This window comes from Pseudomonas mandelii (assembly GCF_024138395.1).
GTDB classification, from domain to species: domain Bacteria; phylum Pseudomonadota; class Gammaproteobacteria; order Pseudomonadales; family Pseudomonadaceae; genus Aquipseudomonas; species Aquipseudomonas mandelii_E.
Genome location: NZ_JAMYDU010000013.1, coordinates 54,949 through 78,275 on the forward strand (window position 1 = coordinate 54,949; position 23,327 = coordinate 78,275).

Here is a 23,327-nt window from a genome sequence, read left to right on the forward strand (position 1 = left end):
GTCAGTTCTCCAGAACGTCGAGCACGCCCAGCGGCAGTGGCACGTCCATCAACTTGTCGAACAGCAGATAAAGACCGATGGCCATCAGGCTGATGATCACCGCGCTAGGCAGCCAGCGGCCGCCATACAGACGTGCCATCGGGACTCCGATCAGAATGCTGGCGACGATGAAACCAAGGGGTTCGAAGGTCCCGGCGAACACCAGCAACAGCAGTACGCAAATGCCGATTTTGGTCAGGGTTTCGCGGTCCAGTTTCGGGTCATCGTCGCTGTGCACGATCGGCGCCGGTCGAAACACCATGTACAGCAACGCCAGGCCCATCAGGGCGAGCATCAGCAGGGGGAAGGCCCGAGGCCCAACCGGTTCGTAGGAAAAAGCCGCTTGATACGGCCACGCCATCAATGCCAGGCCGATACAGGCCAGCAGCAGCACCGAAGCGAAAATGCGTTGTATGAGCATGAGGAACTCCTGGGCCACGACCCCGAGAACCGGGGTCATGGCCACTAGACAGAGGCGATCACTGGATCAGGCCGAACTCTTTGGCCAGCACTTTGTAGTCCGCGACCTGCTTCTTCACGTAGGTGTCGAGCTCCGGGCCGGTCATGGCGAACGGGAACAGTTCACGCTGATCGCGCAACTTGGCGAAATCCTCGGAGGCCAGCAGTTTGTCGAAGGCGTCTTTCCACCAGGCGTAGTCTTCGTCGCTGACTTTTGGCCCGAGGTAGAAACCGCGAACCACTGGCCAGACGATGTCGTAGCCTTGCTCTTTAGCGGTCGGAATCTCTTTCATTTCCGGCTCGTCCAGACGCTTCTCGGAGAACACCGCGAGCAGACGCATGTCGCCGCTCTGAATGTGTGGCATGGAGTCGGAGATGTCGGTGCTGCCGACCTGGATGTGACCACCGAGCAGGGCAGTGGCGATTTCACCACCGCCTTCGAGGGCGACATAACGCAGGTCGCGCGGGTTGATCCCGGCCGCCTTGGCGATCAGGGCGGTCTGCATCCAGTCCTGGCTGCCGACAGTACCGCCAGAACCGATCACCACTTTGCTCGGATCTTTCTTCAGCGCCTGAACCAGATCGTCCAGGGTCTTGTAAGGCGAATCGCTTTTCACCGCGATGGCGCCATAACTGGTGCCGACGGCAGCGAGCCAACGAACGTTGGTTTCATCGAAACGACCGAATTTGCCTTGCGCCAGGTTCAGCAGTGAACCGCTGGACCACGCCACCAGCGTGCCGGCATCGGCGGGGCGCTGAGCGACCACCGCGTTGTACGCCACGGCGCCGACACCGCCGGGCATGTAGGTCACGCGCATCGGCTTGGTCAGCAGTTTTTCGTTGACCAGCGCGCTTTGCGCCAGTTTGCAGGTCAGGTCGAAACCGCCGCCTGGCGAGGCCGGAGCAATGCATTCCGGGCGTTTGGGTTCGGCCATCAATTGGCCGGCAAACAGCACACAGCTGGCGGCGAGAGCAACTTTACGCAGTGATAAGTTCATTTGAGTCTCCACGGGCATTCATTATTGTTATTGAACGTGATGTTTACCAAAGGGCAACGCTATAGCTCACCAGCAGACGCACTTCATCGGCGCTGGCCGCTGGTGCCGTCGCGAAAGTCGCGGTTGAAATACATGTTGCGGGTTTCGAAGGGTGCCGTACTGTCTTCGAAGAAGGCAGCCTGACTTAACGGCGAAAAGCCGGCGAGGGCGGCGGCACTGGCAAGGGCGGTGTGGCTGAGGCGGGAAAAGCGCGCAGGCGGGCGAGCCTGAAGCTGCATGGACAGCATGGTGACGTACTCCGTTTATTGTTCTTATTGGCGAAAACGCTTCGAGGCGTTTTTCGTACGCTATGTGCGGTAGCGACGGCAGTCGAAACTGTCCGTGGCTGGACTCTAACCGGCCAACCTTTCGCTAACCTTTCAGCTTACTTTCACGGTTTTCGGGCTTCACAGCGACGGATGCGGCTGTAAACTCCGCGCCAAAGAATGGCGTCGACCATCCCTGAATGAGGTAAAGATCCATGCGTGTTCTGCTCGTCGAAGACCATCTGCAGCTTGCCGAAAGTGTCGCCCAGGCGCTCAAGAGCACCGGGCTGACCGTGGATGTGCTGCACGACGGTGTGGCGGCCGATCTGGCCTTGAGCAGCGAGGAATACGCCGTGGCGATCCTCGATGTCGGCCTGCCGCGCATGGATGGCTTTGAAGTGCTGGCGCGCCTGCGGGCCCGGGGCAAGAACCTGCCGGTGTTGATGCTCACCGCTCGTAGCGACGTCAAGGATCGGGTTCACGGCCTGAACCTTGGGGCTGACGATTACCTGGCCAAACCTTTCGAACTGACCGAGCTCGAGGCCCGGGTCAAAGCCTTGCTGCGTCGCAGTGTGCTCGGCGGTGAACGCCAGCAGCGTTGTGGCGTGCTGGCTTATGATCTGGACACCCGGCGCTTCACCCTCGGCGAAGAATTGCTGACCCTGACCTCCCGCGAACAGGCGGTGCTCGAAGCCCTGATCGCCCGTCCCGGTCGGGTGATGAGCAAGGAGCAACTGGCGGCCCAAGTGTTCGGTCTGGACGAGGAGGCCAGTCCTGATGCCATCGAAATCTACGTCCATCGCTTGCGCAAGAAACTCGACGGTCAACCGGTAGCCATTGTGACCTTCCGCGGCCTTGGCTATCTGCTGGAAAGCCGCGATGCATAAGGCCAGCAGCCTGCGCTGGCGGCTGCTGTGGAACCTCGCGCTGCTGCTGGTGGTGCTGATGCTCGCCAGTGGATTGAGCGCGTACTGGAACGGCCGCGAAGCCGCTGACACCGCGTATGACCGGACCTTGCTGGCCTCGGCGCGGACCATCGCCGCGGGCCTGTCCCAGCGCGATGGCAGCCTCAGCGCCAACGTGCCTTACGTGGCCCTCGATACGTTCGCCTACGACAGCGCCGGGCGGATTTTTTATCTGGTCAACGACATCAATCAGAAGCTGATTTCGGGCTACGAAAACCTGCCACCGCCGCCGCCGGGAACCCCGCGCACCGATGATTATCCGGCACTGGCGCGTTTCTATAACGCCACTTATCAAGGGCAGAACGTGCGAGTGGTCAGCCTGCTCAAAGCGGTCAGCGAGCCAAACATGAACGGCATGGCGGAAATCCGCGTGGCGGAAACCGATGAAGCGCGGGTCCGCATGGCTCGCAGCCTGATGGCCGACACGTTGTTGCGTCTGGGCATGCTGGCGATCGGTGCGTTGCTGATGGTGTGGTTTGCGGTCAGTGCGGCGCTGCGTCCGCTGGAGCGCTTGCGCACGGCGGTGGAAGAGCGTCAGCCCGATGACTTGCGGCCCTTGCCGCTGGTGGAAGTGCAGCACGAATTGGGGCCGCTGGTGCGTGCGCTCAATCACTTTACCGAGCGTTTGCGCGGGCAGTTCGAGCGTCAGGCGCAGTTCATTGCTGACGCCGCCCACGAATTGCGTACCCCGTTGGCGGCGCTCAAAGCACGACTGGAACTGGGCTTGCGGTCGAACGAACCCGAAACCTGGCGCAGCACCCTGGAAACCGCCGCCCAAGGCACGGATCGCCTGACTCACCTGGCCAATCAATTGCTTTCGCTGGCACGGGTCGAGAACGGCGCTCGAGCAATCGCCGAAGGCGGTGCGCAGTTGCTTGACCTCAGTCAGTTGGCCCGGGAACTGGGCATGGCCATGGCGCCGCTGGCCCATGCACGTGGCGTGGCGCTGGCGTTGGAAGCCGACGAACCGGTGTGGCTGCGCGGCGAGCCGACGCTGTTGAATGAACTGTTGAGCAATCTGGTGGATAACGCGCTGGCTCACACGCCGCCGGGCGGCAATGTGATCCTGCGGGTCATGGCGCCGGCGGTGCTGGAAATCGAGGACGATGGGCCGGGGATTCCGCTTGAAGAGCGGGAACGGGTGTTTGAGCGTTTTTATCGGCGTAACGAGCAAGTGGCTGGATCGGGGTTGGGATTGGCCATTGTCGGCGAGATCTGCCGCGCTCACCTGGCGCAAATCAGCCTGCACGATGGCGAGCAGGCGGGGTTGAAGGTGCGGGTGAGTTTTATCGCGGGAGAGTGATAGTGTTTGTTATGGCCTCTTCGCGGGCAAGCCTCGCTCCTACAAGGTATGTACGATGCTTTGTAGGAGCGAGGCTTGCCCGCGAAGCTCTTAATAAAACATCGATCGTGACTCTTCCAGATTCTTGCACATCGCCTTGTTCTCCGGATCGATCCCCAGCTTCTGGAAGGCCGGCACGCTGAAGGGGTCGATACGCGCCAGTGGATGATCGGTGTCCTTGTGGCAGTACAGGCTGGCCACTTGCACCAGATCGACATAGTCGACCCGCTCCGATTGCCGCTTGAAATCCAGATACAGCCCAGGCAACTGCACCAGCATTTCCGGAAACTCCCAGACCCTGAGCAATTTATCGCCGAGCAGCGGATGAATCCGGTCGATCACATGGTTGAGGCTGACCGGGTCGGACAGCAATTCATAGTGATCTTCGGCGTAGGTCAGAATCGGCAGTACGCCAATCTGATGCACGAGCCCGCCGAGCGCCGCCTGATCAGGCTTGAGTTGCGTATAACTGCGGCACAACGCGTAACTGACGCCGGCGATTTCCAGGCTCTTGCGCCAGACCTCGCGCATTTTCTGTTCCACCACTTCGGAACGGGCATTGAAAATCTGTTCCATCACCAGGCCAATGGCCAGGTTGCTGCTGTAATTGACGCCCAGCCGGGTGATGGCCGTGTGCAGGTCAGTCACTTCCTGGGTCGCGCGCAGCAACGGGCTATTGACCACTTTGATCAGACGCGCCGACAGCGCGGTATCGCGGCCAATCACTTTGCTCAGTGTACTGACACTGATTTCCGGGTCTTCGGCGGCCTTGCGAATCTGCAGGGCCACTTCGGGTAACGTTGGCAGAACCAGGTCATCGTTATCGATGGCCTCAACCAAATCCTGTTGGACCTTATCCGCCAGCTCGATCATTTCTTTTCTCTAGGGTATTGCGACAAGTGCTGCTGTTAACGCTGGATTTCGCGATCACGATCCAGTTGGTAAGGCAGGTCGAGCAGATGCAGGCCCGGACCTTCGAGTGCACCAAGGTGCAGATTGCCATCTTCTGCCGCTTCGGCTTGCAGCACCGCAAGGAGTTCAATGTTTTGCTCGGCGCGGGCGGCCAGCACCACTTCACCGATCGAACTGCCGTGGGTCGGGGAGAACAGTTGGGTGCCGGGTTCCGGCAATTCGCTGGCCTCCAGTTTCAAGCGATACAGCCGGCGCTTGAGCTTGCCAAGGTACTGCATGCGCGCAACGATTTCCTGTCCGGTATAGCAACCCTTTTTGAAGCTCACGCCACCGATGGCTTGCAGATTGAGCATCTGCGGGATGAACAGCTCGCGGGTACTCGGCATGACCTGACCGATCCCGGCACGGATCTGGCCCAGCAGCCATTGATTCAATTCACCTTCGGCCAATTGAGCCGACAGCTTGCCCTTGAGGGTGTCGGCTTGATCGGCGCGAACCCAGAGTTCAGCGCGATCCGGCGAGACGCGAAGGGCAATCAGGCCGTCATTGCGTACCACGCTGTCGGTTTCTGCCGGTAGTTCCAGGCCCAGGCTGGCCAGTGCCACATCGCCATGCTCAAGGCCAAAGCGAACCCAATGGGCACTTTCATCGGTCAGTTTCGATTTGGAGAACACCGCGTACTTTTTCAGGTCCGCCAGTTGCGGCTCCAGCAGTTCGCTGGCCATCGCCATGAGCACACCGTCGCCTTCCAGCAGAATGCGGAAACTCGACTGCATCCGGCCTTTCTGCGTGCAGCGCGCGCCAAGGCTGGCCTGAGTGTCGCTCAGGTAATCAAGGTTGCAAGTCAATTGGCCTTGCAGGAATTTGCTGGCATCCGCGCCGCGTACCGCGAGAACGCCTTCGTGAGACAGGGTGCAGAAAAAAGCAGAATCGGCCATGGGTCATCGCAGGGGTAAAGAGTCCGAGGGACATCATAAGGGGGCGCCCATGAAATGGGTAGTTCACAAAGGATCGACGGGGGTGACCAAAGCCGACTGTGCGACCCGTCGCGGGGCTGTATACTTGCCGCCAAATTTGAGGAGGGCTCCATGGTCGAACAAGTTGAACTGAATCGCCTCTTTTGGCACAGCCGTCGCGGCATGCTTGAGCTTGACGTGTTGCTGGTGCCATTCGTGCAGGAGGTTTACGCGACGCTGAACGAGGTGGATCGCGATCTGTATGTCCGTCTGCTGACGTGCGAGGATCAGGACATGTTCGGCTGGTTCATGGAACGCAGCGAATCTGAAGATCCGGAATTGCAACGCATGGTTCGGATGATCCTGGATCGTGTCCAGCCCAAGTAATGCGTTCGAATGTCGCTGGCATGCCTCACGGCAGTTGCTGGCGGCCTATCTTCTGGCCCAGCTGTTCGCGCTGGGTTCGTTGTTTCTTCTTTCCATACCCGTCTGGGCCAGTCTGCTCGGCGCTTTTTGCTGTCTGGCTCATGGCGTCAGGGCATTGCCGCGACAGATTCTGCTGACACACCCACAGGCGTTTCGCGGCTTGCGTCGCGATGCCGATGGTTGGCAGTTGTGGAATCAGGCGGTGGGTTGGCAGCCCGTGCAGCTGCGGCCGGACAGCTTGGCGCTGCCATTGATTGTGGTACTGCGTTTTCGTCTGCGCGATGAGCGACGGATCAGGGCGATCTGTGTGCCGCGCGATTCACAGGCGGCGGATGTGCACCGACGCCTGCGGGTTCGGCTCAAGTTCAGTCGGCGTAGGTGGGCGGCACCAGAATAGTGTCCAGGGCGACCGGCAGCATGTTCGGGTAGTCGAGGGTGTAATGCAGGCCGCGACTTTCCTTGCGCTCCATGGCTGACTGGATCATCAGCTCGGCCACCTGCGCCAGGTTACGCAACTCGATCAAATCCCGACTGACCTTGTAGTTGCTGTAGAACTCGTCGATTTCGTCCAGCAACAGTTGTACCCGGTGCTGAGCCCGTTGCAGGCGCTTGTTGGTGCGCACGATGCCGACATAGTCCCACATGAATCGCCGCAGTTCGTCCCAGTTATGCGCAATGATCACGTCTTCGTCAGAGTCGGTGACCTGGCTCGCATCCCAAATGGGCAGGGCGGTTGGTATCGATACTTCTGGCAACTGTTCAAGAATATCCGCCGCCGCCGAACGGGCGTAAACGAAACATTCCAGCAGCGAGTTGCTGGCCATGCGGTTGGCGCCATGCAGGCCGGTGAAGCTGGTTTCACCGATCGCATACAGGCCCGGCACGTCAGTGCGGCCCCGCTGGTCGACCATTACGCCGCCGCAGGTGTAGTGCGCCGCCGGCACCACCGGGATCGGTTGTTTGGTGATGTCGATGGAGAATTCCAGGCAGCGTTCATAGACCGTCGGGAAGTGCGTCTTGATGAAGTCTTCGGGCTTGTGGCTGATGTCCAGGTAGACACAGTCGATACCCAGGCGCTTCATTTCATGGTCGATGGCGCGGGCGACGATGTCCCGTGGTGCCAGCTCGGCCCGTGGATCGAAGCGCTGCATGAAGCGTTCGCCGTTGGGCAGCTTCAGGTGGCCACCTTCGCCGCGCAGGGCTTCGGTGATCAGGAAACTCTTGGCTTGCGGGTGATAAAGGCAGGTGGGGTGGAACTGGTTGAACTCCAGGTTCGCCACCCGGCAGCCTGAACGCCAGGCCATGGCGATGCCATCACCGCAGGCGCCGTCGGGGTTACTGGTATAGAGGTAGACCTTTGCCGCGCCGCCCGATGCAAGGATCACGAAACGCGCGCCGTAGGTGTCGACTTCACCGGTGCCGCGGTTGAGCACATAGGCGCCGAGACAACGGTCGCCTTCAAGGCCCAGGCGCTTTTCGGTGATCAGATCGACCGCGACTCGCTGCTCCAGCAGTTCGATGTTGGGACGCTGCTTGGCCTGATCGAGCAGGGTTCTGAAGATCGCCGCGCCCGTCGCATCGGCAGCGTGGATGATGCGCCGATGGCTATGACCGCCTTCGCGGGTCAGGTGAAACTCGAAACCACCGTCTTCAGTGCCGGACTGTTCATCGCGGGTAAAGGGCACGCCTTGGTCGATCAACCATTGAATGGCTTCTCTGCTGTGCTCGACCGTAAAGCGCACGGCGTCTTCATGGCACAGGCCACCGCCGGCGTTGAGGGTGTCATCGACGTGGGATTCGACAGTGTCGGTGTCATCCAGAACGGCAGCGACACCGCCCTGGGCCCAGAAGGTTGAGCCATTGGCGAGGTCGCCTTTGCTCAATACGGCGATGCGCAAATGACCGGGCAAGGTCAGCGCAAGGCTCAAGCCGGCAGCACCGCTGCCAATTACCAGAACATCGTGTTGAAACTGTTGGCTCATTTCAGGATTCCGCTCAAAGCGACCCGGGTCGGGGTTGGCGCAAGACAGCTGGATCGGCGAGTCAAGACAGCCACACAGCCCACTAGTATATAGAGGGGGGGAGCGGCACAATAGCCGGGCCAGCATGGCATTGTGAAACTACTATGACGGAAAAGTCTGAGCGCTTCGTCGGAAGTTTTTTGGACTGCTTCGGCGACAAAACGACTGTATCGTGGATTTAACAGTCTTTTTCTCTTCACGGTTGCACAATGTCGGTTTCGGGCAGCTATAAATATGGAACTTTTGCCAAAGGCCCAAGATCAATAGACGGTTGCCTGAAACAAGGGACAGCGTCGGCTTCGGTGCGGGACTTGCGGTTGGGTCCTTAGCTGGCGAATCCGATGACAAGATTATTCGCGCAGCCGGGTTGTTCCGCGCTGCGCTTTTCGTGCGTGCCAAATCAGAGCCCGCAGGAAACTTGCTTGGAGGGGGGGAGAACTTTTGCGAAAAGCCCGAGTCTATGTTTGCAAGTCTGGTCGTTCAGTGATGCAAGCCTCCTCCGAGCTTATCGAGGAGTGTTCATGCTAACCCAGGAAGAGGATCAGCAGCTGGTCGAACGCGTTCAACGCGGCGACAAGCGAGCTTTCGATCTGCTAGTGCTGAAATACCAGCACAAAATTCTCGGGTTGATCGTGCGTTTCGTGCACGACACCCATGAAGCCCAGGATGTCGCACAGGAAGCCTTTATCAAGGCATACCGTGCACTTGGTAATTTTCGCGGAGACAGCGCGTTTTATACGTGGCTTTACCGCATCGCCATCAATACGGCGAAAAACTATCTGGTTTCACGCGGCCGCCGGCCGCCGGATAGCGATGTCAGTTCCGAGGATGCAGAGTTCTACGATGGCGATCATGGCCTCAAGGATCTCGAGTCGCCAGAACGTGCATTGCTGCGGGATGAGATCGAAGGCACCGTCCATCGAACCATTCAGCAACTGCCAGAAGATTTGCGTACGGCTTTAACTTTACGTGAATTCGATGGTCTGAGTTACGAGGACATTGCCAGCGTCATGCAGTGTCCGGTGGGTACCGTGCGCTCCCGGATTTTCCGCGCTCGGGAAGCCATCGATAAAGCCCTGCAGCCGTTGTTGCAGGAAAACTGAGACAGCGGCGACAGCCAAGAGAGGAACGCCATGAGTCGTGAAGCCCTGCAGGAATCGCTGTCCGCGGTGATGGATAACGAAGCGGACGAATTGGAATTGCGTCGGGTATTGAATGCCTTCGACGATGTTGAAACCCGCGAAACCTGGGCTCGTTACCAGATCGCTCGGGCAGTTATGCACAAGGATTTGTTGCTTCCTCGTCTGGACATCGCTGCGGCAGTCTCTGCTGCGCTGGCTGACGAAGCCGTACCGGCAAAAGCCTCTCGCGGTCCATGGCGCAGCCTGGGTCGTCTGGCGGTCGCTGCTTCGGTCACCGTTGCCGTGCTGGCGGGTGTGCGTCTGTACAATCAGGACGAGATCGCCGGTGTCGAACTGGCCCAGCAATCGAGTCAACCGGGCTTGACCGCTCCTCAGGTCAAGGGCCCAGCTGTATTGGCAGGCTACAATGAGAGTTCGGAAGCCACTGGCCCGATGGCCAACGGCGTATTGCAAGGTCAGCCAGGCTGGCACGATCAGCGTCTGCCAGGTTACTTGCGCCAACATGCTCAACAGGCTGCACTGAAAGGTACTGAGAGCGCTCTGCCTTACGCTCGTGCAGCAAGCCTGGAAAACCGTTAAGGAGGATCATGCGCGCCATACCTCTACTTACGCTTCTGCTCGGTGGCTGGTTTATTGTTCCAGCCCACGCCGATGAAGCCCAGGACTGGCTGAAGCGTCTGGGACAGGCCGAGCAAACGCAGAGCTTTCACGGTACTTTCGTCTACGAGCGTAACGGTAGTTTCTCTACCCATAACATCTGGCATCGCGTCCAGGATGGCAAGGTCCGCGAGCGTTTACTCCAGCTCGACGGCTCGGCACAGGAAGTCGTGCGCATTGATGGGCATACTCAATGCGTGAGCGGCACCCTGATAGCAGGGCTGGGGGACACACCCAACTCCAGCGCTCGTGCACTCGATCCACAAAAGCTAAAGAATTGGTATGACCTTGCCGTCATTGGCAAGTCGCGTGTGGCCGGGCGTTCGGCGGTGATCGTGTCGTTGAAGCCTCGCGATCAGCATCGCTACGGTTTTGAGCTGCATCTGGACAAGGAAACCGGTTTGCCGTTGAAGTCATTGTTGCTCAATGACAAAGGGCAACTGCTCGAGCGGTTCCAGTTCACCCGACTGGATACTGCCCAGATGCCTTCCGACAGCGATTTGCAGGCTGGTTCCGATTGCAAACCCATTTCCCTCGACAGTGACAAGGCTTCCGCCGTGAAAACCGCGCAGGTCTGGCATTCGGACTGGCTACCGCCAGGTTTCGAGCTGACCAGCAGTACCTCGCATAAGGACCCGGAGACCAAAGCCCAGGTCAAGAGTCTGATGTTCGACGACGGTCTGGCCCGATTCTCGGTGTTCCTTGAACCGTTGAATGGCGCAACAGTCACTGATACGCGCACCCAGTTAGGGCCAACAGTTGCTGTCTCCCGGCGATTGACTACTCCGCAAGGCGAGATGATGGTGACCGTGGTCGGTGAAATACCGATTGGCACCGCCGAACGGATTGCGCTGTCCATGCGCAACGATGCCGCGGCTTCCAGCAAGCAGTGAGCTGATCAGCCATGCTCTCCAATCGGGGGGCTGGAGGGTGCGGGAGGTCGGCAATGGCTGTCCCGCCATTGATGCCTCGAAATGTTTTGCCGAGCATTTTCATTTGCAAATATCCCGAAAATTTTTTATAGGTCAGAACCCCTCGGCTCTGGCCTTGTTTGTTGTTCCCGGAACAAAAATACCGGCGTATCGTTTCCGGTGTTCCTTGCTCCATATCGCTTAACCCTGCTCGTCGTAACGGGAGCCGTATGTCGATACCACGTTTGAAGTCTTATCTCTCCATTTTTGCCACCGTGCTGGTGCTCGGTCAGGCGGTCGCTGCGCAAGCGGTCGAGTTGCCCGATTTCACGCAGTTGGTCGAGCAAGCCTCGCCAGCGGTGGTTAATATCAGTACCACCCAGAAACTGCCGGAGCGCCGGATATCCAACGAGCAAATGCCCGATCTTGAAGGCTTGCCGCCGATGCTGCGTGAGTTCTTCGAGCGGGGCATGCCGCAGCAGCCACGTTCCCCCCGTGGGGATCGTCAGCGTGAGGCTCAATCCCTGGGTTCGGGTTTCATCATCTCGCCTGACGGCTACATCCTGACCAACAACCATGTGATTGCCGATGCTGACGAGATTCTCGTGCGCCTCGCCGATCGCAGTGAGTTGAAGGCCAAGCTGGTCGGTACCGATCCGCGCTCCGACGTCGCTTTGCTTAAAATTGAAGGCAAGGACCTGCCGGTTCTGAAGCTTGGCAAGTCGCAGGACCTGAAAGCCGGTCAGTGGGTCGTGGCCATCGGTTCGCCGTTCGGCTTTGATCACACGGTGACCCAAGGTATCGTCAGCGCCATAGGCCGTAGTCTGCCGAACGAAAACTATGTGCCGTTCATCCAGACCGACGTGCCGATCAACCCAGGCAACTCCGGTGGTCCGCTGTTCAACCTGGCCGGTGAAGTGGTCGGCATCAACTCGCAGATCTATACCCGCTCCGGCGGCTTCATGGGTGTGTCGTTCGCGATCCCTATCGATGTGGCGATGGACGTTTCCAATCAGCTGAAAAGCGGCGGCAAAGTCAGCCGTGGCTGGTTGGGCGTAGTCATCCAGGAAGTGAACAAGGATCTGGCCGAGTCATTCGGTCTCGAGAAGCCGGCCGGTGCGCTGGTGGCTCAGATCCAGGATGACGGTCCGGCTGCCAAGGGTGGTCTGCAAGTGGGCGACGTGATCCTCAGCATGAACGGTCAACCGATCGTCATGTCTGCCGATCTGCCGCACTTGGTGGGCGCGCTGAAGGCTGGCTCGAAAGCCGATCTTGAAGTGATCCGCGAAGGCAAGCGCAAGAACGTCGAGCTGACCGTCGGTGCTATTCCCGAAGAAGGCAAAGAGCTGGAAGCCTTGCCTAAATCCAGCGTCGAGCGCAGCAGCAATCGCCTGGGTGTTTCCGTGGTTGAACTGACCGAGGAGCAGAAGAAAACCCTCGACCTCAAAGGTGGCGTGGTTATCAAGGAAGTTCAGGACGGTCCTGCTGCCCTGATCGGCTTGCAGCCGGGCGATGTGATCACTCACCTGAACAATCAAGCGATTGGCTCCGCCAAGGAGTTCACGGAAATTGCCAAGGCGCTGCCGAAGAATCGCTCAGTGTCGATGCGGGTTCTGCGTCAAGGTCGCGCCAGCTTCATCACCTTCAAACTGGCTGAATAACCGGTTGTCGGCTGAATAAAAAAACCGCCTCGAAAGAGGCGGTTTTTTTGTACGTGCATTTTTTGTTTCTGAGCTTTTTTCTGAAGAGGTCAGCCCATCATGTCCTTGACCATGCGTTCCTGCTCCATCAACTCACGTTGCCGCGCGTCGATCCGCGATGACAGCGGGAAGTTGCTACCAGCCTTGCGTTTGGCGAAGTCCAGTTGCTGGATTGCCTGGCGATAGTCGCCGACCAGCGCAAAGTATTCCGCGCGAGCCTGATGCAGGCCGATGATGTTGCCTGACAGGCCGCGAGTCTCGGCCACCATGTACCAGATATCCGGATCGTCAGGTCGGCTTTTGAGCAGGGTCTCCAGCGCTTTTTCCGCTTCGGCCGCTCGATTCTGCTTGAGCAGCAGGTCGACACGCACCTGATTCAGCGGGTAGTTGCCGGGGTATTGAGTGAGCATCCGGTCGACCCGGGATTGAGCGTCGGGCAGACGATTATTGGTGATGTCGAGATCGACCTGCGCCAGGTTGTAGATGATCTCGTTCGGCGATTTGGTCAGCAGCAGTTTGAGGTTCTCCCGAGCCTCATTCAACTGGCCGCCCTTGATCTGGGCAATCGCGAGGCCATAGCGCGCGACGTCGTTTTTTGGGTTTTCATCGAGTTGCGCCCGGAAGCGCTTGGCACCCAAGCCTGGGGTTTCTTCATAGATCAGTTGCACGCGCGCCCGAATCAGCTGATAACGCATGCTGTCTTCGATACCGCCCGGTTTGGCCTGTTCGGCGCGGTTGCGGGTGTCAGCGATCCGCGACTCGGTTACCGGGTGAGTCAGCAGGAATTCTGGTGGCTTGGCGTCAAAGCGGTACTGGCGCATCAGCCGTTCGAACATGGTCGGCATCGAACGCGGATCGTACCCGGCCTTTTCCAGATTCATGATGCCGATACGGTCGGCTTCCTGTTCGTTCTGGCGCGAAAAGCGCCGTTGTTCCTGAATCGCCGCCGCCTGAGTACCGGCAATGGCCGCGATCCCGGCATCGCCTGCGCCGGCCGCGGCAATTACGATACCCGCCAGCAGCGCAGCCATCATGGGCACTTGCATGCGTTGCGACGCTTCGACACCGCGGGCGAAGTGACGCTGCGACAAGTGAGCCAGCTCGTGGGCCATTACCGAGGCATATTCGCCCTCGGTCTGGGCATTGAGAAACAAGCCACCGTTGACGCCGACGATCCCGCCCGGCGCGGCAAACGCATTGAGCTGCGGACTGTTGATCAGGATGAACTCCAGGCGCCGGTCATTGACCTGGCTGGTTTCCACCAGCCGGTAGACGCTGGATTCGACGTAATCCTTGAGCTGCGGATCGTTGAGCTGCGACACCTGACTGCGCAACAGCGCCAGCCACGCACGGCCCAGTTGGTGTTCCTGTTGCGGCGAGACGATGGCAGAACTGGCATCACCGAGTGACGGCAAGTCGTCGGCGAAGCCCGGTGAGGCGAGCAGGCAAGCGAGCGTCAGCAGGGTAGGGCGCAGAAAAGTCATGCACAAAGCCTTAGTCGACAAAGACCTTACTGTAGCCGGACACTACGCTTGGGACCAGATATTCTAAGCTGCTTAACCCCTGCCCCGGAGTGATTCGATGACTGACGCTGTAACCCACGACGCCGAACTGGACGCCAGCGGTCTGAATTGTCCGTTGCCGCTGCTCAAGGCCAAACTGGAACTCAACCGACTGGCCAGCGGTGCGGTACTCAAGGTGATCGCTACCGATGCGGGCTCTCAGCGCGATTTTCGCACCTTTGCCCGATTGGCCGGTCATACGCTGCTTCGTGAGGAAGATGAGGCGGGTGTTTACCGCTATTGGTTGAAAAAAGCCTGAAATCTGTTGCGTTCGTTTCTAAGGATTATTGATGTTCAAAGTGTTACGCGACTGGATTCAGCGCTACTTCTCGGATGAAGAAGCCGTAGTGCTGGCGGTGCTGCTGTTTCTGGCCTTTACCGCGGTGCTCACGCTGGGTGGAATGCTTGCGCCAGTACTGGCCGGTATGGTGCTGGCGTATCTGATGCAGGGACTGGTGGTGGCCCTCGAGCGCCTGCGCGTGCCGGGTGGCGCGGCGGTGGGGCTGGTTTTCGCGTTATTCATGGGGCTGTTGCTGGTCTTTATCGTTGTCGTGGTACCACTGCTCTGGCACCAACTGATCACGCTGTTCAACGAATTGCCCGGCATGCTCGCCAAATGGCAGTCGCTGCTATTGCTGCTGCCCGAGCGCTATCCGCACCTGGTGTCGGATGAGCAAGTACTGCAAGCGATCGAAGTGGCGCGGGGCGAGATCGGCAAGTTCGGCCAGTGGGCGCTGACATTCTCGCTGTCGAGTCTGCCGCTGCTGGTGAACATCATGATCTACCTGGTGCTGGTGCCAATCCTGGTGTTCTTCTTTCTCAAGGATCGGGAGATGATCGGCCAGTGGGTGCGCGGTTATCTGCCGCGCGAGCGGGCGCTGATCACCCGGGTCGCCCAGGAAATGAACCGGCAGATCGCCAATTACATTCGCGGCAAGGTCATCGAAATCTTCATTTGCGGTGGCGTGACTTATATCGCGTTCGTGGCGCTGGGGCTCAATTATTCGGCGCTGCTGGCATTGCTGGTGGGTGTGTCGGTGGTGGTGCCTTACGTCGGGGCAGTGGTGGTGACCGTGCCAGTGCTGCTGATTGCGCTGTTCCAGTGGGGCTGGAGCGATCAGTTCATCTATTTGATGGCGGTCTACGGGATCATCCAGACCCTGGATGGCAACGTGCTGGTGCCGCTGTTGTTCTCGGAAGCGGTCAACCTGCATCCGGTGGCGATCATTTGCGCGGTGCTATTGTTTGGCGGGTTGTGGGGCTTTTGGGGCGTGTTCTTTGCGATCCCCCTGGCGACGCTGTTCAAGGCTGTGCTGGATGCCTGGCCGCGCAAGGAGCCGATGGTGGCGCCGCTGCTTTGATTGTCAGCCTTGAGGGCCTCTTCGCGGGCAAGCCCTCGCTCCTACAGGATTTGCGGCGAGCGCCACTGAATTGTAGGAGCGAGGCTTGCCCGCGAAGGCGTCCGAACAGACGCTCAAATAATCAGGCCTTGTTCAGCGCCTGAGCAGCAGCCAAAACCGCATCCACATGCCCTGGCACTTTCACACCGCGCCATTCCTGACGCAGCACACCATCCTTGTCGATCAGGAACGTGCTGCGATCAACGCCCATATATTCCTTGCCGTAGAGCTTTTTCAGCTTGATCACGTCGAACAGCTGGCAGAGCGCTTCTTCCTTGTCACTGATCAGCTCGAAAGTGAACGCCTGCTTGGTTTTGAAGTTTTCGTGGGATTTCAGGCTGTCGCGAGACACGCCGAAAACCTCGGTATTGGCAGCTTTAAAGGCGTCAAGCTGATCTCGAAAACCCTGACCCTGGGTGGTGCAGCCCGGTGTGCTGTCCTTCGGATAGAAGTAAATCACCACTTGCTTGCCTTTGAGGCCCGCGAGGCTGACGGATTGCCCGCTGGTGGCGGGGGCTTCGAAGTCGGCAACCGGTTGGTTGATGGCAACGGCCATGAATGTTTCCTTACATTGGGTTTTGTGGGCGCCACGGCTCGATCAGGGCATCCAGGTTCAGCGCATCGGCGAAATCCAGGAACTGATCGCGCAGCCAGCTGATCTGCACACCGGCCGGCAACGTCACGGTAAACGTGGCATTGAGCATGGTGCCGCCGGTTTGCGGAGCCTGATAGGTGTCGCAGGTCAGGTTTTCCAGCTCGACGTTGTGGTCCATGAAGAACTGGCACAGCTCGTTGATGATGTCCGAGCGATAGGCCGAGCTGACATAGGCGACGTACGGCAGGGCCTGGGGACGATTCTCCAGGGCCGCGCTACGGACCACGTTGACGGTGAAGGCGTGCCGTTTGGCCAGCACAGGCAGGCTGCCCTCGAGGCGTGCCAAGGCGTCCCAGCTGCCGGAGATCTCGAGGATCAGCGCACTGCATTCACCATGGCGCGTCAGACGAGAGGTGACCACGGCGCAGCGGTTTTCATGGCTGGCACGGCACAGGACGTTAGTCAGCTCCATGGGGTTGGCGCCGAGGGCACTGATGACAAGGAATTGTTCGCGAACTGTGGGGGTGGACATGCAGCATTCCTAAAGCGATGAGCGGTCGATACTTCTATGGGCTTTTTATACCGGGACGAGCCTGCGGATGCGAATTCAGAAAACCCGGCCGAAGGTTGCGACGTGCTCCAAAGTGGCGAGAGCGAGGGGTGGCAACGCTGGATCGGGGCTTGTGATGCCGAAAATGGAGGCTGGAACGCGGCGTACGAGCTTATCAGTACCGATCAAAGTCTGAAGGGTAGCGAAAAGCAGCGCCAAGGGGAATGGCAGCAGCGCAGTACTTCGCTTGTACAAGCATCTTGGCGCCAGTACCATTACCGCTCTCTTTTTCCGGCAGGAGCGGTTGCATGATTGCGGGCAGTATGGTGGCACTGGTCACACCCATGGATGCACAGGGTCGTCTCGACTGGGACAGCCTGAGCAAACTGGTGGACTTCCACCTGCAAGAGGGCACCAACGCCATCGTGGCCGTCGGCACTACAGGTGAGTCGGCCACGCTTGACGTGAACGAGCACATCGAAGTGATTCGTCGCGTGGTTGCCCAGGTTGCAGGGCGTATTCCGGTGATCGCCGGTACGGGCGCCAATTCGACGCGCGAAGCGATCGAACTGACGACCAACGCGAAGAACGCCGGCGCCGACGCGTGCCTGCTGGTAACCCCTTATTACAACAAGCCGACGCAAGAAGGCCTGTACCAGCACTTCAAGGCCATCGCCGAGGCCGTCGACATCCCGCAGATTCTCTACAACGTGCCGGGCCGTACCGCTTGCGACATGCAGGCCGAGACGGTGATTCGCCTGTCGACCGTGAAAAACATCATCGGCATCAAGGAAGCCACGGGCGACCTGCAGCGCGCCAAGGACATCCTGGCCGGCGTGAGCAGCGACTTCCTGGTTTATTCCGGTGACGACGCGACCGCGGTCGAGCTGATGCTACTTGGCGGCAAGGGCAATATTTCGGTGACCGCCAACGTCGCACCGCGCGCCATGAGCGAGTTGTGTGCCGCGGCCATGGCCGGTGATGCTGTCAAAGCCCGGGCGATCCACGAAAAACTGATGCCGCTCAATAAAACCCTGTTTATCGAATCCAACCCTATCCCCGTGAAATGGGCACTGCATGAAATGGGCTTGATGCCGGACGGTATCCGTCTGCCGCTCACCTGGCTCAGTGCTGCCTGTCACGAACCGCTGCGGCAGGCCATGCGCCAGTCCGGCGTCCTGGTTTAATTGAGGAAGTACTACGCATGAAGCGATTGGCCGGACTTTCCGCACTTGCCTTGATTATCTCCAGCACCAGTGGCTGCGGATGGATCTGGGGCCCGGAAGGTTACTTCCGTGACCGTGGTAGCGATTACCTGGAAGCGCAACAGACTGCACCGATGCAACTGCCACCGGACGTCAGCACCGCCAAGCGTCTGGATCCGCTGTTGCCGATCCCGCGCAACGTGGCCGACGACACCGCCAAGGGCGAATACATCGTGCCTCGTCCGCAGCCGCTGTCGGCATCGGCATCGGCTGACGCCAGTGCCTACTCTCTGCAGAAGAGCGGCGACTCGCGTTCGATCCTGGCTCAGACCCCACCGGCCGAAGTCTGGCCCGTGGCCGTGCAGTTCTTCCAGGACAACGGTTTTCGTCTGGACGAGCAACGCCCGCAAACCGGCGAATTCACTACCACCTGGCAGCATTCCGACGAACTGTCCGCCGCAATGGCCAAGCGCCTGAGCGCGGCCGGTGTCGGCGCCGACAGTGAAACCCGCGTACGGGTACGTATCGAGCCGGGCGTGCAGCGCAACACCAGTGAAGTCTACGTGGTCAGCGCCGAGCGTCCTGCCGGCAGCACCGCCAATGTCGATTTCACCAATCGTTCGGTCAACACTGGCCTGGACGCAGCGCTGGTCGACGACATGCTCGCGAGCATGAGCCGCACCTCGGAGAAGGGCGGTTCGGTCTCCATGCTGGCCTCTCGTGATTTCGATACGCCAAGTCGTGTCAGCCTGACCGAAGATGGCAGCGGCAACCCGGTGCTTAACGTCGGTTCCGATCTGGATCGTGCCTGGTCGAGCGTCGGTCGTGCGCTGGAACAGGGCGAATGGCGTGTTGAAGACATCAACCGCAGCCTGGGCCTGTACTACATCAACCTCGCCGAAAAAGCCGAGAAAAAGGACGAGAAGCCAGGTTTCTTCAGTGGTTTGTTCGGCAGCAAGCCGGACAAGGAAGAAGTTGAAGCCCGCGCCGAGCGTTATCAGGTTCGCCTGAGCAAGGTTGGCGAGAACGTGCAAGTCACCGTCGAGAAAAACATCAACACCGTGGCGCCAGCAGACGTGGCGCGCAAAGTGTTGAGCGTGATTCAGGACAACCTGGGCTGATCACATGCGTTTTGCCGTTCTCGGCAGCGGTAGCCAAGGGAATGGCACGCTGATAGCCAGCGACGACACGTATGTACTGGTGGATTGTGGTTTCTCCCTGCGAGAAACCGAAAAACGCCTGCTGCGACTGGGTGTGAACCCTTCGCAGTTGAGCGCGATACTCGTGACCCACGAACATGCCGACCATGTGCATGGCGTGGGTTTGCTGTCTCGGCGTTACAATCTGCCTGTCTACCTCAGTCGCGGGACCCTGCGCGGGATGCGCAAACCGATTGAACCCGCAGGCTTTCTGGCTGGCGGCGAGCAACTGCAAATCGGCAACCTGAGCATCGGCGTCATTGCCGTGGCCCATGATGCGCAGGAGCCGACGCAGTATGTCTTCAGCGACGGTCAGCGGCGTTTCGGCCTGTTGACCGACCTGGGCTCGTATTGCAATACGGTGCTGGACGGCTACCGGGACCTCGATGCATTGATGATCGAGTCCAACCATTGCCGTGACATGCTGGCTCGCGGTCACTACCCGTACTTTCTCAAGCAGCGGGTGGGCGGAGAATTGGGACATTTGAACAACCATCAGGCGGCATTCCTGGTGGCCGAGTTGGGCTGGCAAGGCCTGCAACACCTGGTCCTGGCCCATCTGAGCAGCAAGAACAACCTGCCGCAGCTGGCCCGGCAATGTTTTGTCGACACCCTCGGGTGCGATCCGGACTGGCTGCAACTGGCCGATCAAGATTCAGGGCTCGACTGGCGACACATCGCCTAGCCCACCTACTTAGCAAGCGGAGCCCATCATGGAAAAACGTGAAGAACTCTACCGCGGCAAAGCCAAATCGGTTTACAAGACCGATGACGCTGACCGCTTGATCCTGCTGTTTCGCAACGATACCTCGGCGTTCGACGGCAAGCGCATCGAGCAGCTCGACCGCAAAGGCATGGTGAACAACAAGTTCAACGCCTTCATCATGCAGAAACTCGAAGCAGCCGGCGTGCCGACTCAATTCGACAAACTGCTGGGCGACAACGAATGTCTGGTGAAGAAGCTCGACATGATCCCGGTCGAGTGCGTCGTACGTAACTATGCCGCCGGCAGCCTGGTCAAGCGTCTGGGCGTCGAAGAAGGCATGAAGCTCAACCCTTACACCTTCGAACTGTTCCTGAAGGACGACGCCAAGGGCGACCCGTTCATCAACGAATCCCACGTCGTGGCATTCGGTTGGGGCACCGCCGAGCAACTGGTTCGCATGAAAGAACTGTCGCTCAAGGTCAACGAAGTCCTGAGCAAACTGTTCGACGACGCCGGCCTGCTGCTGGTCGACTTCAAACTCGAATTCGGCGTTTTCTCCGACGGCTCCATCGTCCTGGGCGACGAGTTCAGCCCGGACGGCTGCCGTCTGTGGGACAAGGCCACCGGCAAGAAAATGGACAAGGACCGCTTCCGTCAGGGCCTCGGTGACGTCATCGAAGCCTACGAAGAAGTCGCCAATCGTCTGGGTGTACCGCTGTAATCGACGCAAGCATCTGATAGCACGGAAAAATTTCGCTTAGGGGGTTCGCTTCCGGCAAAAGTGTTGTTATGATGCGCGCCGTTGGAGAGATGCCAGAGTGGCCGAATGGGACGGATTCGAAATCCGTTGTACCTTCACCGGTACCTAGGGTTCGAATCCCTATCTCTCCGCCATTACATAGAAAAAGCCCCGTAGCTGAATAAGCTACGGGGCTTTTTCGTTTGTGCAGCTTTTTCCATGGGGCCATTTCGCGTTCATCCGACGTTTGCCCCAGGTTTTTGGTGTCGGACAAATCAGGCCAACAGCGTAAGAAAAAGATGCATGTTTACGAGAAAACCGACTCCACCGAGTCTCTTTAATTACCGCCTCCCGTATCTATTGGTCGTCCCGCGAGTCAAAGGTTTTTCTTCGAAATATCCCCTCACACTGAAAGACATTGCCTCAAAAATTCCTCATCTACTCTGGTTTCGCAGATCACTGATCTGTCGTAATCAGCAGTCGCAAGGAGCGATCAATGTATTTTGAGATTTACAGGCAAACCCGTGGTATCGCACAAACCGGTAAGGGCCAATGGCGCTGGCGTTTGCGGGCGGGGAATCATGAAACGATTGCCAGTGGGGAGGCTTACGTCAACAAGTCTGATTGCGTGCACGCCATCAGTTTGATCAAAGGAACTCACGATCAGACCCCGGTCAAGGAGATATAGACTCCAGGCGGTGAAGCTGCTCAATGGGAGCAGCTTCGTTCTAACTAGGCGGACTTACGGTTGTGAGTGGCCCAGTTTTCTTTTGATCAGGTCGTAGACGTCCTTGTGGGTGGAGTTGTGCAAGGAATTGTTCTTGCAGGCTAAGGCCAGGAACGTTTTAACCTCTTGCTTTGCATGAGGGTAAAGGCCCGCGACGTAGTCGGCTTCATGGTCCTGGGTGCAATTGAAGTGTTCGTCGTCTTTCGCTTTATCTCTAGCCATTGCGAGGCTCCTTTGAGTTCAAATGGTTTTCGTTGGCCGGGGCCGTTTCGCCCCAAACGTTGCTGAGCTTAGAGGCGCAATCGCTTCCCGCCAGACGAACGACGAAATCAGGAAGGGTATGTAAGACGATGCCGCTGTCTGCATTTGGATTAAACGCAAACTGCTTGAGTCGCATAGACGCCGATTACGACACCTCCCTAAACTGTCATCCAAGTCTTGTGGACCGGGGTGCAAGGGATGAATCGCAACGAATTACGCAAGGCCGACATCAACTTGATGGTGGTGTTCGAGACATTGATGCTCGAACGCAACGTCACACGGGTGGCGGAGAAGCTGTTCCTCGGTCAGCCGACCATCAGTGCGGCGCTGAACCGCTTGCGGACGATGTTCAACGATCCACTGTTCATCCGGGTCGGCCATCGCATGGAGCCGACGGCGCGGGCCGAGGAAATTATTCAGCACCTGTCACCGGCGCTGGATTCGCTGTCGGTAGCCTTGAGCCTGACCCATGACTTCGATCCGCTCATCAGCACCATGACGTTTCGCATCGGGCTGTCGGACGATGTCGAATTCGGCCTGTTGCCGCCGTTGCTGCGTGCTTTGCGCCAGGAAGCGCCGAAGGTGGTGTTCGTGGTCCAGCATGTCGACTACTGGCGCATTCCCGACCTGCTGGCGTCCGGCGATATCACCGTTGGTATCAGCCAGACTCGCGGCCTGCCAGCCAATGCCAAGCGCAAATTACTGCGACACATCCAGCCCAGTATTTTGCGCGCAGACGCATCGGACACACCGCTGACCCTCGATGAATATTGCGCGCGGCCGCACGTGCTGGTGTCTCACACCGCCAATGTCAGTGGCTATGCCGATGAATGGCTGGCGGAGATCGGTCGTACGCGTCATGTAGTGCTGTCCGTCCCGCAATACAGCTCGTTGCCGGCTTTGCTCGCCGGCACCGATCTGATCGCCAGCCTGCCGGATTACACGGCAGAGGCGATGGCCGCGTCCGGCCAATTGTTCAAGGAGCCGTTTCCGTTCAAGACGCCGACCCTGGACTTGTCGATGGTCTGGCTCAGTCATGTCGACAGCGATCCGGCCGAACACTGGCTGCGCTCGCGTCTGGAGGCTTTCATGAGTGAGCGTGCGATTTTTCCGCTGCCCGGCGAGTAGGGCGGCGCTGTGTTATATGTACGACCTTCCCGCCAATCTTCAGGAGCCCCGTTATGCCCCATCTGCACATTGAATACACCGCTAACTTGCCCGATCTGAATGCCGACGTGGCGTTGATGCGACTTAACAATGCGTTGATGGCATCCGGTCAGTTTGCGGCCGAATTCGATATCAAGAGCCGTGCAGTGAAGGTCGAGAGCTTCAAAGTTGGCACCGCATTGGGCGAGCGCGCTTTTGTGCATGTCAAGCTGGCGCTGTTGAGCGGGCGTTCGGCCCAGATCAAGAAGCAGTTGTCGCAAAGCCTGCTAGCGGTGTTGCAAGACTTGTGCGAATGGCCGGCCAATATAGAAGTGCAGTTGTGCGCGGAAATTATGGATATTGATCGTGAGTCCTACACCAAGGCCGCTTTCGGCCACTGACAC

Annotated in this window: 26 protein-coding genes, 1 tRNA gene and 1 pseudogene; 18 read left to right on the forward strand and 10 right to left on the reverse strand. The window is 58.8% G+C overall.

Going from position 1 to position 23,327, the window contains the following annotated elements; all coding sequences use genetic code 11:
• Position 1: 1 nt before the first annotated feature.
• The 3 genes and pseudogenes from NHU87_RS18850 to NHU87_RS18860 all read right to left on the reverse strand — a co-directional run.
• On the reverse strand, positions 2 to 460 hold the full coding sequence (locus tag NHU87_RS18850; protein WP_253551510.1) for a tripartite tricarboxylate transporter TctB family protein: 459 nt from the start codon (positions 458 to 460) through the stop codon (positions 2 to 4).
• A gap of 58 nt (positions 461 to 518) precedes the next feature.
• Positions 519 to 1,496 (reverse strand): Bug family tripartite tricarboxylate transporter substrate binding protein, encoded by a 978-nt coding sequence (locus tag NHU87_RS18855; RefSeq protein WP_253551511.1) that lies wholly within the window; start codon positions 1,494 to 1,496, stop codon positions 519 to 521.
• A gap of 89 nt (positions 1,497 to 1,585) precedes the next feature.
• Positions 1,586 to 1,783 (reverse strand): annotated as a pseudogene (locus NHU87_RS18860) (outer membrane porin, OprD family); the annotation flags it as partial.
• A 233-nt stretch (positions 1,784 to 2,016) separates the two neighbouring features.
• Here NHU87_RS18860 and NHU87_RS18865 point away from each other — a divergent pair.
• The gene (locus NHU87_RS18865) at positions 2,017 to 2,688 is read left to right on the forward strand and encodes a response regulator (protein WP_007898613.1); all 672 of its coding nucleotides are present in this window, start codon (positions 2,017 to 2,019) and stop codon (positions 2,686 to 2,688) included.
• Entirely contained in the window at positions 2,681 to 4,069 is a 1,389-nt protein-coding gene (locus NHU87_RS18870; protein ID WP_253551513.1) for a sensor histidine kinase, read from the forward strand. Before NHU87_RS18865 ends, NHU87_RS18870 begins: the two co-directional genes overlap by 8 nt.
• A 90-nt stretch (positions 4,070 to 4,159) precedes the next feature.
• Here the strand turns inward: NHU87_RS18870 and NHU87_RS18875 are convergent, their stop codons facing one another.
• Both NHU87_RS18875 and ygfZ read right to left on the reverse strand, forming a co-directional pair.
• Complete coding sequence (locus NHU87_RS18875) at positions 4,160 to 4,981, reverse strand: HDOD domain-containing protein (protein ID WP_253551515.1); 822 nt, start codon at positions 4,979 to 4,981, stop codon at positions 4,160 to 4,162.
• A 35-nt stretch (positions 4,982 to 5,016) separates the two neighbouring features.
• Complete coding sequence (gene ygfZ, locus NHU87_RS18880; protein WP_253551517.1) at positions 5,017 to 5,958, reverse strand: CAF17-like 4Fe-4S cluster assembly/insertion protein YgfZ; 942 nt, start codon at positions 5,956 to 5,958, stop codon at positions 5,017 to 5,019.
• Between the two features lie 150 nt (positions 5,959 to 6,108).
• On the opposite strand from ygfZ, the gene NHU87_RS18885 reads away from it, so the two are divergent.
• Positions 6,109 to 6,363: a succinate dehydrogenase assembly factor 2 gene (locus NHU87_RS18885; protein ID WP_253551519.1), complete on the forward strand. Its 255-nt coding sequence runs from the start codon at positions 6,109 to 6,111 to the stop codon at positions 6,361 to 6,363.
• Positions 6,347 to 6,799, forward strand: a complete 453-nt coding sequence (locus tag NHU87_RS18890; RefSeq protein WP_253551521.1) for a protein YgfX — start codon at positions 6,347 to 6,349, stop codon at positions 6,797 to 6,799. The genes NHU87_RS18885 and NHU87_RS18890 overlap by 17 nt, the downstream gene beginning before the upstream one ends.
• Here the strand turns inward: NHU87_RS18890 and nadB are convergent.
• Positions 6,768 to 8,384, reverse strand: a complete 1,617-nt coding sequence (gene nadB, locus NHU87_RS18895) for an L-aspartate oxidase (protein WP_253551523.1) — start codon at positions 8,382 to 8,384, stop codon at positions 6,768 to 6,770. The two genes, NHU87_RS18890 and nadB, sit on opposite strands and share 32 nt — an antisense overlap.
• A 560-nt stretch (positions 8,385 to 8,944) precedes the next feature.
• Between nadB and rpoE the strand changes: the two genes are divergently transcribed.
• From rpoE to NHU87_RS18915, 4 genes are all read left to right on the forward strand, one after another.
• The gene (gene rpoE / locus NHU87_RS18900; RefSeq protein WP_003172477.1) at positions 8,945 to 9,526 is read left to right on the forward strand and encodes an RNA polymerase sigma factor RpoE; all 582 of its coding nucleotides are present in this window, start codon (positions 8,945 to 8,947) and stop codon (positions 9,524 to 9,526) included.
• 30 nt (positions 9,527 to 9,556) lie between these two features.
• Positions 9,557 to 10,144 carry a sigma-E factor negative regulatory protein gene (locus NHU87_RS18905; protein ID WP_253551525.1) on the forward strand — a complete coding sequence of 196 codons (588 nt, stop codon included), beginning with the start codon at positions 9,557 to 9,559 and terminating at the stop codon, positions 10,142 to 10,144.
• 8 nt (positions 10,145 to 10,152) lie between these two features.
• Complete coding sequence (locus NHU87_RS18910) at positions 10,153 to 11,115, forward strand: MucB/RseB C-terminal domain-containing protein (protein WP_253551527.1); 963 nt, start codon at positions 10,153 to 10,155, stop codon at positions 11,113 to 11,115.
• Positions 11,116 to 11,363: 248 nt separating this feature from the next.
• Positions 11,364 to 12,794, forward strand: a complete 1,431-nt coding sequence (locus tag NHU87_RS18915) for a DegQ family serine endoprotease (RefSeq protein ID WP_253551529.1) — start codon at positions 11,364 to 11,366, stop codon at positions 12,792 to 12,794.
• A gap of 89 nt (positions 12,795 to 12,883) precedes the next feature.
• On the opposite strand, the gene NHU87_RS18920 is transcribed toward NHU87_RS18915, so the two are convergent.
• A complete protein-coding gene (locus NHU87_RS18920; protein ID WP_253551530.1) occupies positions 12,884 to 14,317 on the reverse strand; it encodes a M48 family metalloprotease in 1,434 nt (477 codons plus the stop codon).
• 97 nt (positions 14,318 to 14,414) lie between these two features.
• On the opposite strand from NHU87_RS18920, the gene NHU87_RS18925 reads away from it, so the two are divergent.
• Together NHU87_RS18925 and NHU87_RS18930 are read left to right on the forward strand one after the other, a co-directional pair.
• On the forward strand, positions 14,415 to 14,654 hold the full coding sequence (locus tag NHU87_RS18925; RefSeq protein WP_007898654.1) for a sulfurtransferase TusA family protein: 240 nt from the start codon (positions 14,415 to 14,417) through the stop codon (positions 14,652 to 14,654).
• A 31-nt stretch (positions 14,655 to 14,685) separates the two neighbouring features.
• On the forward strand, positions 14,686 to 15,756 hold the full coding sequence (locus NHU87_RS18930) for an AI-2E family transporter (protein WP_253551531.1): 1,071 nt from the start codon (positions 14,686 to 14,688) through the stop codon (positions 15,754 to 15,756).
• Between the two features lie 121 nt (positions 15,757 to 15,877).
• On the opposite strand, the gene NHU87_RS18935 is transcribed toward NHU87_RS18930, so the two are convergent.
• Positions 15,878 to 16,351, reverse strand: a complete 474-nt coding sequence (locus NHU87_RS18935; protein ID WP_253551532.1) for a peroxiredoxin — start codon at positions 16,349 to 16,351, stop codon at positions 15,878 to 15,880.
• A gap of 10 nt (positions 16,352 to 16,361) precedes the next feature.
• The gene (locus NHU87_RS18940) at positions 16,362 to 16,922 is read right to left on the reverse strand and encodes a glycine cleavage system protein R (RefSeq protein WP_253551533.1); all 561 of its coding nucleotides are present in this window, start codon (positions 16,920 to 16,922) and stop codon (positions 16,362 to 16,364) included.
• Between the two features lie 326 nt (positions 16,923 to 17,248).
• Between NHU87_RS18940 and dapA the strand changes: the two genes are divergently transcribed.
• From dapA to NHU87_RS18970, 6 genes are all read left to right on the forward strand, one after another.
• Positions 17,249 to 18,127, forward strand: coding sequence for a 4-hydroxy-tetrahydrodipicolinate synthase (gene dapA / locus NHU87_RS18945; RefSeq protein WP_007898664.1), 879 nt, complete (start codon positions 17,249 to 17,251; stop codon positions 18,125 to 18,127).
• Between the two features lie 17 nt (positions 18,128 to 18,144).
• Positions 18,145 to 19,266, forward strand: a complete 1,122-nt coding sequence (bamC, locus tag NHU87_RS18950; protein ID WP_253551534.1) for an outer membrane protein assembly factor BamC — start codon at positions 18,145 to 18,147, stop codon at positions 19,264 to 19,266.
• Between the two features lie 4 nt (positions 19,267 to 19,270).
• A complete protein-coding gene (locus NHU87_RS18955; RefSeq protein ID WP_038979338.1) occupies positions 19,271 to 20,029 on the forward strand; it encodes an MBL fold metallo-hydrolase in 759 nt (252 codons plus the stop codon).
• A 28-nt stretch (positions 20,030 to 20,057) separates the two neighbouring features.
• Positions 20,058 to 20,771, forward strand: coding sequence for a phosphoribosylaminoimidazolesuccinocarboxamide synthase (purC, locus tag NHU87_RS18960; RefSeq protein ID WP_007898671.1), 714 nt, complete (start codon positions 20,058 to 20,060; stop codon positions 20,769 to 20,771).
• Positions 20,772 to 20,854: 83 nt separating this feature from the next.
• Positions 20,855 to 20,944: transfer RNA gene (locus tag NHU87_RS18965), tRNA-Ser, on the forward strand.
• A gap of 341 nt (positions 20,945 to 21,285) precedes the next feature.
• Positions 21,286 to 21,477 (forward strand): YegP family protein, encoded by a 192-nt coding sequence (locus NHU87_RS18970; RefSeq protein ID WP_008074435.1) that lies wholly within the window; start codon positions 21,286 to 21,288, stop codon positions 21,475 to 21,477.
• Between the two features lie 54 nt (positions 21,478 to 21,531).
• Here NHU87_RS18970 and NHU87_RS18975 read toward each other — a convergent pair whose 3' ends face one another.
• Positions 21,532 to 21,738, reverse strand: a complete 207-nt coding sequence (locus NHU87_RS18975) for a hypothetical protein (protein ID WP_253551535.1) — start codon at positions 21,736 to 21,738, stop codon at positions 21,532 to 21,534.
• A 237-nt stretch (positions 21,739 to 21,975) separates the two neighbouring features.
• Between NHU87_RS18975 and NHU87_RS18980 the strand changes: the two genes are divergently transcribed.
• Positions 21,976 to 22,905, forward strand: a complete 930-nt coding sequence (locus NHU87_RS18980) for a LysR substrate-binding domain-containing protein (protein WP_253551537.1) — start codon at positions 21,976 to 21,978, stop codon at positions 22,903 to 22,905.
• A gap of 53 nt (positions 22,906 to 22,958) precedes the next feature.
• On the forward strand, positions 22,959 to 23,324 hold the full coding sequence (locus tag NHU87_RS18985; protein WP_253551540.1) for a 5-carboxymethyl-2-hydroxymuconate Delta-isomerase: 366 nt from the start codon (positions 22,959 to 22,961) through the stop codon (positions 23,322 to 23,324).
• Positions 23,325 to 23,327: the final 3 nt, after the last annotated feature.

What these genes read in the sequence shown, in the direction of transcription:
- NHU87_RS18850 (WP_253551510.1), bottom strand. Translation starts at nt 460, where the DNA reads ATGCTCATACAACGCATTTTCGCTTCGGTGCTGCTGCTGGCCTGTATC.
- NHU87_RS18855 (WP_253551511.1), bottom strand. Translation starts at nt 1,496, where the DNA reads ATGAACTTATCACTGCGTAAAGTTGCTCTCGCCGCCAGCTGTGTGCTG.
- NHU87_RS18865 (WP_007898613.1), top strand. Translation starts at nt 2,017, where the DNA reads ATGCGTGTTCTGCTCGTCGAAGACCATCTGCAGCTTGCCGAAAGTGTC.
- NHU87_RS18870 (WP_253551513.1), top strand. Translation starts at nt 2,681, where the DNA reads ATGCATAAGGCCAGCAGCCTGCGCTGGCGGCTGCTGTGGAACCTCGCG.
- NHU87_RS18875 (WP_253551515.1), bottom strand. Translation starts at nt 4,981, where the DNA reads ATGATCGAGCTGGCGGATAAGGTCCAACAGGATTTGGTTGAGGCCATC.
- ygfZ (WP_253551517.1), bottom strand. Translation starts at nt 5,958, where the DNA reads ATGGCCGATTCTGCTTTTTTCTGCACCCTGTCTCACGAAGGCGTTCTC.
- NHU87_RS18885 (WP_253551519.1), top strand. Translation starts at nt 6,109, where the DNA reads ATGGTCGAACAAGTTGAACTGAATCGCCTCTTTTGGCACAGCCGTCGC.
- nadB (WP_253551523.1), bottom strand. Translation starts at nt 8,384, where the DNA reads ATGAGCCAACAGTTTCAACACGATGTTCTGGTAATTGGCAGCGGTGCT.
- rpoE (WP_003172477.1), top strand. Translation starts at nt 8,945, where the DNA reads ATGCTAACCCAGGAAGAGGATCAGCAGCTGGTCGAACGCGTTCAACGC.
- NHU87_RS18905 (WP_253551525.1), top strand. Translation starts at nt 9,557, where the DNA reads ATGAGTCGTGAAGCCCTGCAGGAATCGCTGTCCGCGGTGATGGATAAC.
- NHU87_RS18910 (WP_253551527.1), top strand. Translation starts at nt 10,153, where the DNA reads ATGCGCGCCATACCTCTACTTACGCTTCTGCTCGGTGGCTGGTTTATT.
- NHU87_RS18915 (WP_253551529.1), top strand. Translation starts at nt 11,364, where the DNA reads ATGTCGATACCACGTTTGAAGTCTTATCTCTCCATTTTTGCCACCGTG.
- NHU87_RS18920 (WP_253551530.1), bottom strand. Translation starts at nt 14,317, where the DNA reads ATGACTTTTCTGCGCCCTACCCTGCTGACGCTCGCTTGCCTGCTCGCC.
- NHU87_RS18925 (WP_007898654.1), top strand. Translation starts at nt 14,415, where the DNA reads ATGACTGACGCTGTAACCCACGACGCCGAACTGGACGCCAGCGGTCTG.
- NHU87_RS18930 (WP_253551531.1), top strand. Translation starts at nt 14,686, where the DNA reads ATGTTCAAAGTGTTACGCGACTGGATTCAGCGCTACTTCTCGGATGAA.
- NHU87_RS18935 (WP_253551532.1), bottom strand. Translation starts at nt 16,351, where the DNA reads ATGGCCGTTGCCATCAACCAACCGGTTGCCGACTTCGAAGCCCCCGCC.
- NHU87_RS18940 (WP_253551533.1), bottom strand. Translation starts at nt 16,922, where the DNA reads ATGTCCACCCCCACAGTTCGCGAACAATTCCTTGTCATCAGTGCCCTC.
- dapA (WP_007898664.1), top strand. Translation starts at nt 17,249, where the DNA reads ATGATTGCGGGCAGTATGGTGGCACTGGTCACACCCATGGATGCACAG.
- bamC (WP_253551534.1), top strand. Translation starts at nt 18,145, where the DNA reads ATGAAGCGATTGGCCGGACTTTCCGCACTTGCCTTGATTATCTCCAGC.
- NHU87_RS18955 (WP_038979338.1), top strand. Translation starts at nt 19,271, where the DNA reads ATGCGTTTTGCCGTTCTCGGCAGCGGTAGCCAAGGGAATGGCACGCTG.
- purC (WP_007898671.1), top strand. Translation starts at nt 20,058, where the DNA reads ATGGAAAAACGTGAAGAACTCTACCGCGGCAAAGCCAAATCGGTTTAC.
- NHU87_RS18970 (WP_008074435.1), top strand. Translation starts at nt 21,286, where the DNA reads ATGTATTTTGAGATTTACAGGCAAACCCGTGGTATCGCACAAACCGGT.
- NHU87_RS18975 (WP_253551535.1), bottom strand. Translation starts at nt 21,738, where the DNA reads ATGGCTAGAGATAAAGCGAAAGACGACGAACACTTCAATTGCACCCAG.
- NHU87_RS18980 (WP_253551537.1), top strand. Translation starts at nt 21,976, where the DNA reads ATGAATCGCAACGAATTACGCAAGGCCGACATCAACTTGATGGTGGTG.
- NHU87_RS18985 (WP_253551540.1), top strand. Translation starts at nt 22,959, where the DNA reads ATGCCCCATCTGCACATTGAATACACCGCTAACTTGCCCGATCTGAAT.